Annotated in this window: 10 protein-coding genes and 1 pseudogene; 7 read left to right on the top strand and 4 right to left on the bottom strand. The window is 70.4% G+C overall.

Translation table 11 applies throughout. The features are described 5' to 3' along the window. Positions 1 to 2: 2 nt before the first annotated feature. Together ABZ904_RS10655 and kdpA are read left to right on the top strand one after the other, a co-directional pair. Positions 3 to 905 carry a potassium-transporting ATPase subunit C gene (locus tag ABZ904_RS10655; RefSeq protein ID WP_361822464.1) on the top strand — a complete coding sequence of 301 codons (903 nt, stop codon included), beginning with the start codon at positions 3 to 5 and terminating at the stop codon, positions 903 to 905. Between the two features lie 2 nt (positions 906 to 907). Beyond that, a complete protein-coding gene (kdpA, locus tag ABZ904_RS10650) occupies positions 908 to 2,557 on the top strand; it encodes a potassium-transporting ATPase subunit KdpA (protein ID WP_361822461.1) in 1,650 nt (549 codons plus the stop codon). Here kdpA and ABZ904_RS10645 read toward each other — a convergent pair. Next, positions 2,554 to 4,182 carry an IS200/IS605 family accessory protein TnpB-related protein gene (locus ABZ904_RS10645; protein WP_361822458.1) on the bottom strand — a complete coding sequence of 543 codons (1,629 nt, stop codon included), beginning with the start codon at positions 4,180 to 4,182 and terminating at the stop codon, positions 2,554 to 2,556. The two genes, kdpA and ABZ904_RS10645, sit on opposite strands and share 4 nt — an antisense overlap. Positions 4,183 to 4,474: 292 nt before the next feature. Here ABZ904_RS10645 and ABZ904_RS10640 point away from each other — a divergent pair, with 292 nt between their 5' ends. Next, entirely contained in the window at positions 4,475 to 6,292 is a 1,818-nt protein-coding gene (locus tag ABZ904_RS10640; RefSeq protein ID WP_361004453.1) for an APC family permease, read from the top strand. Positions 6,293 to 6,409: 117 nt separating this feature from the next. Continuing rightward, positions 6,410 to 6,802: a luciferase family protein gene (locus ABZ904_RS10635; protein ID WP_361004455.1), complete on the top strand. Its 393-nt coding sequence runs from the start codon at positions 6,410 to 6,412 to the stop codon at positions 6,800 to 6,802. A gap of 228 nt (positions 6,803 to 7,030) precedes the next feature. On the opposite strand, the pseudogene ABZ904_RS10630 reads toward ABZ904_RS10635, so the two are convergent. Then, positions 7,031 to 7,465: pseudogene (locus tag ABZ904_RS10630) on the bottom strand (inorganic diphosphatase); the annotation flags it as partial. Positions 7,466 to 7,719: 254 nt separating this feature from the next. Between ABZ904_RS10630 and ABZ904_RS10625 the strand changes: the two are divergent. After that, the gene (locus ABZ904_RS10625; RefSeq protein ID WP_359411931.1) at positions 7,720 to 8,232 is read left to right on the top strand and encodes a TIGR03668 family PPOX class F420-dependent oxidoreductase; all 513 of its coding nucleotides are present in this window, start codon (positions 7,720 to 7,722) and stop codon (positions 8,230 to 8,232) included. Further along, positions 8,229 to 8,654, top strand: a complete 426-nt coding sequence (locus ABZ904_RS10620; RefSeq protein ID WP_359411930.1) for a CBS domain-containing protein — start codon at positions 8,229 to 8,231, stop codon at positions 8,652 to 8,654. Before ABZ904_RS10625 ends, ABZ904_RS10620 begins: the two co-directional genes overlap by 4 nt. A gap of 128 nt (positions 8,655 to 8,782) precedes the next feature. Here ABZ904_RS10620 and ABZ904_RS10615 read toward each other — a convergent pair whose 3' ends face one another. Beyond that, on the bottom strand, positions 8,783 to 9,901 hold the full coding sequence (locus ABZ904_RS10615) for a hypothetical protein (protein WP_359411934.1): 1,119 nt from the start codon (positions 9,899 to 9,901) through the stop codon (positions 8,783 to 8,785). A gap of 413 nt (positions 9,902 to 10,314) precedes the next feature. Between ABZ904_RS10615 and ABZ904_RS10610 the strand changes: the two genes are divergently transcribed. Continuing rightward, on the top strand, positions 10,315 to 10,803 hold the full coding sequence (locus tag ABZ904_RS10610; RefSeq protein WP_359411927.1) for a hypothetical protein: 489 nt from the start codon (positions 10,315 to 10,317) through the stop codon (positions 10,801 to 10,803). Positions 10,804 to 10,812: 9 nt separating this feature from the next. Here the strand turns inward: ABZ904_RS10610 and ABZ904_RS10605 are convergent, their stop codons facing one another. Next, the gene (locus tag ABZ904_RS10605) at positions 10,813 to 11,028 is read right to left on the bottom strand and encodes a dodecin (RefSeq protein WP_359411925.1); all 216 of its coding nucleotides are present in this window, start codon (positions 11,026 to 11,028) and stop codon (positions 10,813 to 10,815) included. Positions 11,029 to 11,261: the final 233 nt, after the last annotated feature.

The raw sequence follows: 11,261 nt of genomic DNA, 5'->3' as shown, positions 1-11,261 counted from the left end.
CCATGACCTTCCTCTCCAGGATGCCCGCCTGGGTCGGCCACCACGTGGCGGCGATCCGGGTGGTCATCGTGCTCACCCTGCTCCTGGGGCTCGCCTACCCCCTGGGCATGACCGCGATCGCCCAGATCCCGGGGCTGCGCCAGGCTGCGCAGGGCTCCCCGCTCACCGGTGCCGGCGGAAAGCAGGCCGGCAGCGAACTGATCGGGCAGTCCTTCCTCGACGCGAAGGGCAACCCGATCCCGTACTACTTCCAGCCCCGGCCCTCCAACGCCGGTACCGGATACGACGCCTCGGCCTCGGCGGCCGGCAACCTCGGCCCCGAGTCGACCGTCGACGTCCTGCCGGTGAAGGGACAGCCGGACTCCGGCAAGCAGAGCCTGCTCACCCAGGTCTGTTCCCGCAGCAAGGCGGTCGGCGAGCTGGAGCACGTCGACGGCTCCCGGCCGTACTGCACGGCTGACGGCGTCGGCGCCGTGCTCGGCGTCTTCCGCGACGGCGGCACGACCGGCAAGGCCACCCGTGTGGTCAGCCTCGACCAGGCGTGCCCCGCCAAGCCGTTCGTCGCCACCTACGAGGCCGTGACGGTCGAGTGCGCCAAGCCGGGGGAGGACTACGCCAAGGCCGTGGTCACCCCGATCCGCGGTGACGCGCCCGCGCACCCCGCGGTCCCGGCCGACGCGGTCACCGCGAGCGGCAGTGGACTGGACCCGCAGATCAGCCCCGCCTACGCCCGGCTCCAGACACCGCGCGTCGCCCGCGAACGCGGACTGAGCGAGGCGGCCCTGCGTACGCTGCTCGACCGCTTCACCACTGACCGCGGGTTCGGATTCCTCGGTGAACCGGCCGTGAACGTCGTCCAGTTGAACGCGGCCCTCGACCGCACGCATCCCGTGAAGGGGGCCTGAACATGTACGCCTGGCTCCAGGCCACCCTCATCCTCGCGGTCGTCGTCGCACTGCACGTGCCGCTCGGCGACTACATGGCGAAGGCCCTCGACGGCGGTCCGCACAAACGCGTGGAGCGCGCCCTCTACAAGGTGAGCGGCATCGACCCGGACCGTGAGCAGGACTGGCGGCACTACCTGTTCGCGCTGCTCGCCTTCAGCCTGATGAGCATCGCGGCGCTCTTCGCCCTCTTCACCCTCCAGGGCAAGCTGCCCTGGTCCACCGGCCACGAGGGCATGCCGTGGCGGCTCGCCCTGCACACGGCGGTCAGCTTCACCACCAACACCAGCTGGCAGAACTACGCGGGCGAGTCCACCACCGGCCACCTCGCGGTGATGGCGGGCCTCGGTGTCCAGGCCTTCGCCTCCGCCGCCGTGGGCATCTGCGCCGCGCTCGCCCTCATCCGGGGCCTGGTGCGCCGGGACACCCATCAGCTGGGCAACTTCTGGGTCGACCTGATCCGTACGATCTTCCGGATCATCCTGCCCCTGTCGATCGTCTTCGGAATCATCCTGATCGCCCTGGGTGTTCCGCAGAACCTGGGCAGCGCGCACACCGTCACCACGGTCGCGGGCGGCCGGCAGACCCTGCTCGGCGGTCCCGTCGGCTCCTGGGAGCCGATCAAGCTGATGTCCGGCGACGGCGGCGGCTTCTTCAACGCCAGCAGCGCGCACCCCTTCGAGAACCCGTCGGCGTACACCAACGCCATCGAGATCGTGCTGATGCTGCTGATCCCGACCGCCTTCATCCGCACATATGGCCGGATGATCGGCTCGCTGCGGCAGGGCTGGACGCTGCTCGCGGTCGTCGGCATCCTCTTCGGCCTGCTGCTGGCGGCCGGCAGCCTCGCGCAGAGCGCCCACACCGGCACCGTGACGGCGGCGGTCGGCGGGCAGTACGAGGGGACCGAGACCCGCGTCGGGGTTCCCGGTTCCACGCTCTTCGGTGTGGCGGCCACCGGGTCGGCGGACGGCGCGGGCAACTCCTCGTACGACAGCTTCTCCAGCCTCGGCGGAGGAGTGCTGCTGTCGGCGATGATGCTCGGCGAGATCGCCCCCGGCGGCACCGGCAGCGGTCTGTACGGCCTGATCGTGGCGGTGATGATCGCCGTGTTCATCGGCGGTCTGATGGTCGGTCGGACGCCCGAGTACCTGCGCAAGCGGATCGGGTTCCCGGAGATGCGCTACGTCGTCCTGTACGCGCTGGTCGCCCCCACCGCGATCCTGGGCTTCTCGGCGCTCGCCGTGGCGCTGGGCGACGGCCAGTCGTCCATGGGCAACCCGGGGCCGCACGGTCTGACCGAGCTGGTGTACGCCTACACGTCCAACGTCAACAGCAACGGCAGCGCGATGGCGGGCTTCAACGGCGCCACCGACTTCCACAACCTGCTGATGACCGCGGCCATGCTGATCGGGCGCTATGTGCCGATCGTGTTCCTGCTCGCGCTGGCCGGCCGGCTGGCCCGCCAGCAGCCGGGTGTGGTCACCGTCGGCACCCTCCAGGCCCGCGGCGTCAACTTCGTCGCCCTGGCCACCGGTGCCGCCCTGATCCTGGCGCTGCTCAACTTCCTGCCGGCCCTCTCGCTGGGGTCCCTGGCGGAGGGGCTGCTCTAGGAATCCGTGAACCGTTCCTGGGGACTGAGCGGGAGTGGGTCCTGTTGCCAGGACCCGTGCTCAGCCGCGTGCCCCGAACGGTGTTGGGCACACTGGTCCCCCGCGTTCTCACCGCATCCGGCACGCACGGATCGTGTCCGTGGTCCGGGAATGCGGGGGCGGGTTTCCTCACGCCCAAGGATCTCCGACACGGCCTGGACGGTCCGATGCCCCGCACGATCGCTCTGGTCGTGCGGGGGCGGTGCCGTCCGTCGCCGGATCGAATGTCCTTGGGCGCGCCTTCCGATCGCCACCGCTGCCGCGTCATGGCGAGTGGTCTTGCGGTTCTTGCCGGCAAAGGGCCCTTGCCAGTGCTGGGCGCCCCACTTCGAGGTGTAGGCGGGATCGACCGCGATGATCGTGATGCCCGTGCGGTCGGCCATCGACGTGAGCCGGGCGCGGAGTTTGCCGGTGGGCATGCGGGAAATGAGCTGCCGGAACCACTTTCGGCGTCCGTGCTTCTCGCGGGTCTTCTCCGCGCCGAAGTCCAGGTCCTCGATGGCGATCGCTTTGACGCCGAGGGCGCGTGCCCAGTTCAGCAGCCGGGACAGGGCGTGCCGGACCTGGGCGTCGCGGTGGTCGGCGCTATTGGACAGGTCGTAGGAGAACCTGCGGGGCCTGCCGACGGGGTTGCCGTGGACGTCCAGGCGCCGGGCGGCGAGGTGATCGGCGTTGGTGTCGACAGCGATCACGCCCTCGGCACGTGCCAACTGAAGCGGGATTGTCTTGGTGGGCGGGATCTGCCAGGAGGCGGTCACATACCAGCGCCCGCGCTGCACGTCATAGTGGATGCGGTAGGCCACCGCACGGTTGGCCGCAACACGCTGCGCCCACTCGTGTCCCCGGTGCGCAAAATGAACCCGCGAGGCGAGCACGTACCGGCCATGCGCCGCGTTCGCCGACTCGGCCAGTGGTGCCGGGAGCTTGATCGAGATCTCGCCGTCCGGCGTGACGCGGATCGTCTCGTTCCCATACCGCTTTCCCGACTCCCCCTCGGCGGCCAGGAACCAGCGCTCGGCCTCCCAGCGCTCCCGCCACTCGACCTCGGTGAGCTGGGCGTCGGCGAGGTTGTGGCGGGTTCGTGCCAGACGCTTCCCGCCCCGCACGACGCGTACGATTCCGGCCTCCCGATCCGCCCTCTCGGCGGCAAGCCGGTCCTCCAGCGTGCGCAGGCGGCGGGTCTTCGCGTGCCACTCCTGCTTGCTGCGGTAGCCGCCCGGTGCCCGCCTGCTGCCCTTCTCGCCGATCGGCAGGGACAGGCGGTGCGCGATGGTGCGGATGCCGGTTTCCAGGCTTTGGATGTGGGCGAGCTGACAGCGGCGGGCCAAAGCCCACTGATCATGCGTGGCCTTGGTGATGCTGCCCGCCCAGCGCGACGACGACAGCGCCGTCAACTCTCGCTTCCGCGCCGCCCACGTGCTGGTGGAATGCTCCAGTCCCTGCGCGCAGCGCACCTTGAGATCCTGCGACGCCAGCGAGCCCAGGTGCGCGCCCACCAGCCGCAGCATCTTCTCGTCCTCGCGCGTGAGCTCCTTGAGTCGAGTCCGGATCGCCACACCCGAAGGGCCCAGGGCGACGAACGGCACACCGATAGGACGCAACCCCTGCTGACGCACCGAACACCCCCTCACCGATCCCACGGAGCGTCAACGCCACCAGCGTATCGACCCCCACTGACAAGCCAACCCCACAAGATCGACGCACCCACCCACGCAGCCACCCGCTCACTCAAACGACCTCAAAGACGAGCAGTTGAGTACTCCTGGCGGGCCAATGCTCCTCACCACTGGCCCGCCCGGTCGCATCTGCCGGGACGCGCCCGAAGGCACCGCAGCGGACACTGTTGGGGACCGTCCGACCGGCCGTGGTGAGGTCCCGATGGTGTATGGCCTGGCACGTCGAGAGCTGAGACCGAGAGTCCCCCTGCGTCCGGGCGAGGGCGAGAAGCACCATCTGACAAGCCTGGAAGGCCTGGCCGCGCTCTCCTTGGACGCGCTCAGCTCGGTGGCGTACGGTCCCGAGGCGATCGTGCTCGCCCTGGTCGCCGCCGGGACCGGGGCGCTCACCGCCACGCTGCCCGTCACTCTCGCGATCACCTTCCTGCTCGCGGCACTGGTGGTGTCGTACGGTCAGGTCATCGCGGTGCACCCGGATGGCGGAGGCGCCTACGCCGTCGCGAAGAAGGACCTGGGCAGGACCACCAGCCTGCTGGCGGCGGCCAGTCTGGTCGTCGACTACGTGCTCACCGTCGCCGTCAGTCTCACCGCAGGCGCCGACGCCCTGGCGTCCGCGTTCCCGGTTCTCGCCCACGACAAGCTCGTCATCTGCCTCATCGGGCTCGCCCTGCTCACGGGCGTGAACCTGCGCGGCGTCGCCGAGAGCGCCCGTGTGCTGATGCTGCCCACCGTGCTGTTCATCGTGGCCATCCTCGGCATCGTCCTCCTCGGTCTGCTCCGTGCCCATCCGGTGGCCGTCGTCGGCACCCAGCAGTCCTTCCCCGCGCACGAGTCACTGGGGTTGCTGCTGATCCTCAAGGCGTTCTCCTCCGGCTGTTCGGCCCTCACGGGCGTGGAGGCCATCGCCAACGCCGTACCGACCTTCCGCACCCCCCGGGTCAAACGCGCCCAGCGCACGGAACTCATGCTCGGCGCGCTGCTCGGGCTGATGCTCATCGGCCTCGCCGTGCTCATCCGCCGCGACCACGTCGCCCCGCGCGGGGAGGTCACCGTCCTCGCCCAACTCGCCGCCGGCGCCTACGGCACCGGTTGGGCCTACTACGCCACCAATCTCATCGTCACCCTGGTGCTGCTGCTCGCCGCGAACACCAGTTTCGGCGGACTGCCGGTGCTCATGAGCCTGCTCGCCCGCGACCACCGCCTGCCACACCTGTTCGGGCTGCGGACCGAACGCCCGGTCTACCGCTACGGTGTCGTGGCCCTGGCCCTGCTGGCCGCCGTGCTGCTCATCGCCGTCGACGCCGACACCCACCGGCTGATCCCGCTCTTCGCGATCGGCGTGTTCATCGGGTTCACCCTCAGCCAGGCCGGTCTCGTACGGCACTGGGCGACCGAGCAACCCGAGGGGTGGCTGCGCCGCGCGTTCATCAACGGCACCGGCGCACTGCTCACCACGCTGGCAGGTGTCATCCTCCTCACCACGAAGTTCCTGGAGGGCGCCTGGGTGGTCGTCATCGCGGTACCGCTGATGATGCTGCTGTTCAACCGCATCGAGCGCTACTACACGGCCGTCGGGGAGGAACTGGGGCTCGGCCGCATCCCGGATCCCCCGGACCGGCGGACCGAGAGCCTGGTGATCGTCCCGCTCGGCGAGGTCAGCAAGCTCGCCCGGCACGCCATCGCCGCCGCCCTCGCCCTGGGCGACGAGGTGGTGGCGGTGGCCGTCCAAGGGGACCCGGACAAGACCCGCGCCCTGCAGGAGGCATGGGACCGCTGGGATCCTGGCGTACGCCTCGACGTCATCGACAGCCCGCACCGCTCCCTGGTCCAGCCGATCGTCGACTATGTGCAGCGCGTCGCCCGGGACGGACGGCAGATCGCCGTGCTGATCCCCGAGGTGGAGCCCCGTCATCGCCGTTACGAGATCCTCCAGAACCAGCGTGGCCTGCTGCTCGCGACCGTTCTGCGGGCCCGCACCGATGTGGTGGTGTGCATGCTGCCGTACCGGCTGCGTGTGTGAGCAGTACTCCCGGACGCCGATCGAAGGGGGGTTCGCTTTCGGGCAGTCAACCTCACGTCCGGGTTACGGAACCCTCAACCTCTGGTGTCGAAGCGGTAAGGGGACGACCATGGGTGCATGACTCTGGCCCAGCGCGCCCTGGAGAGACTCGACGCCTGGCCCGACCTCACGCCAGGTCCGGCCAGTTGCGGCGTCGGGCGGGCGCTCCGCTCCCGGTACAGCGAGATCGTCCATTTCCATACCGACCACGAGGCGGACCTGCATCTCACCAGTCGTGCCATCGAGCGCATCTACGGCGACCTCGCCGATTCGACCGCCATCCGCATGGTGCCCGGTTCACGATGGGTGACGGTGCACCTGGACTGCGACGCCGACGTGGATCTGCTGCTGAGCCTGGTCAGTGTGGCGCTGAAGGCGCACCAGACGCCGCCGGCCGGAAACCCGCCCGCGGCCTGCAACTTCCGTCGCGTCACGGTGCTTCCGCGCGGCCGACAGGGCGCCGGTCGCTGAGAGGCGAACGCCTCGAACACGCGGACGCGGGTGCCGTCATGGCGAAGTCGCCGGGCGTCCTGGGCCCGCCACCGCGCAGTTGATCAACTGCGGCTGACGCCCGCCTCGTTCGGGAGGGCCGCGGCCGGGTCGGCGAGGAACGTGACCCGGAAGACGGTGTCCCAGGTGTGCCCGAAGCCGGCCGGAAGAAGGTGAACGCCTCGTCGGAGGCGCCGCGGTCGGCTGTCGTCACTCGGGACCGTGCCCGCCTCGGCTCCCGGCGGCGCGCCGGCGGGACGCGTCGATCTCCGCACAAGCCTGGTCGCGTCCCTCCCAGTGGGACCCCTCGACCGACTTGCCCGGCTCCAGGTCCTCGTAGACCTCGAAGAAGTGGGTGATCTCCATCCGGTCGAAGATCGGGATGTCGTCGATGTCCTGCACGGCCGTGCAGCGCGGGTCGTGCGCGGGACGCAGAGGACCTTCTCGTCGGGGCCCTTCTCGTCCCTCATCACGAACATGCCGACGGCGCGGCACTCGATCACACAGCCGGGAAAGGTGGGGTCACCGACCGGACGAGTGCGTCTGGGGGTCCCCCCGCACGGAGTGTGGGGGAGGGCCACCGTCGCCGCCGAGCGTGTGGTCGATGCAGCCGTGGTCGGCGGGGTACCTGGCGGAGGTGAACAGCGGTCCGGCGGCTGTCATGGAGGCGGGCACCGGATCCACGGGCTCGCCCGTCGCACACGGATGCGGCCGTCCAGTGTGCCCCGCCCCGCCCCGGGCCGACCTGCCGGGGTGCCTGGCCCGGCTCTGCGGGCGACGCCCCGGACAGAGGGTGAGACGGTGTAAAGAGCCGGACGTCGGGTACCCGCGAGCGCCGGACGACACAGAGGACGAGCGGGTACATCGACGGCGCCACCGATCCGGGAGGAGGAACGGGAGTGCCGCGGATGGCAGAGGACGAGGCGCGGCGGCGGTTCGCCGGAGCCCGCGTCGCGCGGCTGGCGACGGTGGACCCCGTGGGGCGCCCCCACCTCGTACCGGTGGTGTTCGCCCACCACGGTGACGACGGGATCGTCATGGCCGTCGACCGGAAACCGAAGAGCTCCCAGCGGCTGCGGCGGCTGAGCAATATCGCCGCCCGCCCGGCCGTGTGCCTGCTGGCGGACGCGTACGACGAGGACTGGGACCGGCTGTGGTGGGTGCGGGCGGACGGGGACGCCCGCATCGTGCGGCCCGAGGCGACGGCCCAGGAGGACCGCGACGAGTACCGGGCCGCCCTGGCACATCTGGTCCGGAAGTACCCGCAGTACCGGGACAACCCGCCCGACGGACCGGTGATCGCGGTCGCAGTCCGCCGCTGGAGCGGCTGGCGCGCCGCTTCCGACCCCCAGGCGGACGGAGGGCAGGGCGGGGCACGTACTCCGACGAGACGATCCGGGAGGTTCCCATGACCAGGCAGATACGTGACGTGATGTCCCGCGGCGCGGTCGCCGTCGAGCCGATGACCTCCGTGGCGCGGGCGGCCCACCTGATGCGGGACCAGGATGTCGGCGACGTCCTCGTGACCTACGACAGCGACCTGTTCGGGGTGCTCACCGACCGGGACATCGTGATCCGGACGATCGCCGAGGACCGCGATCCGCACTCCACGACCGTGGGGGCCGTGTGCACCCGTCCGCCCGTGGTGACCCTGACCCCCGAGGACACCACCGACCATGCGGCCGAGTTGATGAGCAGGTACGCGGTGCGCAGGCTCCCGGTGGTCGAGAGCGGCGGCCGCCCGGTCGGCATCGTCAGCCTGGGCGACCTCGCCGCCACGGAGGACCCCGATTCGGCGCTCGCGGACATCTGCAACGCCGACCCGAACCGCTGAGGCGGGACAGGCCCGTACCGCCTCAGCGGGGCCGTCAGGACCGGGTGCCGCACCCCCGCCCCCACGCACCGGGCCCGTTGACCGGTACGGTCGCGGCCCCGCAGGCCGGTGGTGCGGCGGCTCCCCGTTCACAGCGGTGTGTGGCCGGCCGTCACGAGGTAGGTGCCGTAGATCACGGAGACCATGACGAGGGCGGCACCGGGCAGCACGGCGTTCCTGGGCCGGACTCTCCAGCTCCGGGCGAAGGCGAGCGCCAGAGGGATCAGCAAGGGGAAGGCAGGCAGCAGGAAGCGCGGCTTCGACGCGAACGGGCCGGATCCGCCGACCGTGATCAGCAGGAGCGTGCCCGCGTACACGACCAGCGCCAGGGGGACCCGCTCGACGCACAGCAGACAGAACAGCAGTACGGCCGCGGCGACGACGACCAGCGCCAGCGGGTAGGTGACCCGGCCGCCGTGCAGCAGCAGCGCCTTGACGAAGCGCAGCGAACCGAGGCCGAAGTCGAAGCGGGAGTCCCAGGCCCGCTGCACCGTGAAGTAGCCGCCGAACAGGTCGCCCGTGTGGTCCCCGACCCACAGCACGAAGCCCACCCATCCGAGCGGGGCGATCGCGGCGCCGATCCACAATCCGAGTGGAACCCGGCCGCGCCGCTTGACGATCTCCTGCACCGCCACCACACCCACCGCGGCGGCCACCGCGAACCCGGTGGGCCGGGACAGGCCCGCAAGCGCGGCCAGCGTGCCCGCCCACAGCCACCGGCCCGTCAGCACGGCGTACAAGGACCAGGCGGCCAGCGCGGTGAGCAGGGACTCCGTATAGGCGATCCCGAGGACGACGGAGCACGGCAGTGCCGCCCAGACGCCGACGAGCGCGGTCCCGACCGCTCGTCCGTACAGATGACGGCCGATCGCGTAGATGCCGTACGCGGCTGCTCCGGCGGCACTCCACGCGACCAACAGGGCGGCGGCGCCCGGGGAGAGCAGGAGGACGGTGGACAGGGCCCGGATGAGTCCCGGGTAGAGCGGGAAGAACGCCCAGTCCCGCTGGACTGCACCGGTGGCGGCGAGGACATGGACGTGGGTGCCGTAGCCGTACTCGGCGATGTGCAGGTACCAGCGTGAATCCCACGAATGAGCCAAGCCCTTGAACAGCGGTTGACCGGCGAGGTGGTTCGCCAGGGCGATCGCGCCGATCCCGGCGAGACGGATGGCGGCGAACAGGGCGAGGGCCTGGGCGGCACCGGGCATGAGCCGGTTCGGCAAGGGCAGGCGGACGCGAGGGGCTGCGCCCCCGGCGCGCTCGGTGACAGGGGCGGGCGGGATTGCGCTCACACCTTGACCCTGTGATACCGGCGTGCGGTCCGCAACGTGAGGTTTAGCCATGGATGGGTCATATACCACTGCTGTACGAGAATCAGGCGTGAGTCAGTACTGAACGGGGTGAAACATGCCTGGTCACGAGGGGGGAACGGGGTCACGCAGGGAGAAGTCCGGCGGCCGCGAGGAACAGGCGGTGCACACCGGCGACTCGCCCAGTGGTGGTCTGTGGAGGTGGAGGCCGTGTGCATTGCTGTCGAACAGCGTGAACCCGGGGCGACCGGGGGGCGGCTGGACGGGCGGTTCGTACGGGGGACCTCGCCGATCACCCTAGAGTGGGCCGGGTGACGGACAACAGCAGGCCGGTCGCCGTATTCGATCTCGACAACACCCTCGCCGACACCGCGCACAGGCAGCGCTTCCTGGAGGCACAACCGCGGGACTGGGCGGCGTTCTTCGCGGCCGCGCCGCAGGACCCTCCGCTGGCCGAGGGCGTCGCGCTGGCCCGGGAGACCGCCGAGTCGTGCGAGATCGTCTATCTCACCGGGCGGCCCGCGCGCTACCGGAACGACACCCTTGAGTGGCTCACCACCCACGGCCTGCCCGAGGGGCGCCTGTACATGCGGCCGGACACCGACCGCAGGCCCGCCCGCTTCACCAAGCTGGAGATTCTGCACGAGCTGGCCCGTGGCAGTGAGATCCGCATGCTCGTGGACGACGACGAACTGGTCTGCCACGACGCGGAACGGGCGGGCTTCCCCGTCGTACGCGCGCGCTGGGGAACCCCTTCCGTCGCGCTCAAGGACGCGCAAGAGCGGCAGGGGCGCACCTGACGGGTCCCGCTACTCGCCGCCCTCGATGCGGAAGCCCACCTTCAGGCCGACCTGGTAGTGCTCGATCTCGCCGTTCTCGATACGGCCCCTGACCTGAGTGACCTCGAACCAGTCCAGATTGCGCAGGGTCTGTGAGGCACGGGCGATCGCATTGCGAACGGCCTGGTCGACGCCCTCGGGCGAGCTGCCGACGATCTCGGTGACCCGGTAGGTGTGGTCGGTCATGCGGGTGCTCCTCTCCGCGTGGCGGCTGTGTCACACGTCACTCCACCGTGCCGTATGATGCGGCGGATCGCGAGACATGGGGTCGTGCGGGGGGCCACGGACGGTGCGGACAACCCTTCAAGGCCTCTGTGACGAACGCTGAGGGTGCATCAGCACTCGGTACGGGCCATCCGCACTTGCCAATAGCCTTTCGGGCGACCACGGCCCGTGCATGCGGAATGACGGAATTTCAC

This window comes from Streptomyces sp. NPDC046900 (assembly GCF_040644975.1).
Lineage (GTDB): Bacteria > Actinomycetota > Actinomycetes > Streptomycetales > Streptomycetaceae > Streptomyces.
The sequence above is the reverse complement of the archived record's forward strand: the minus strand, read 5'-3'. Positions and strand labels throughout refer to the sequence as shown.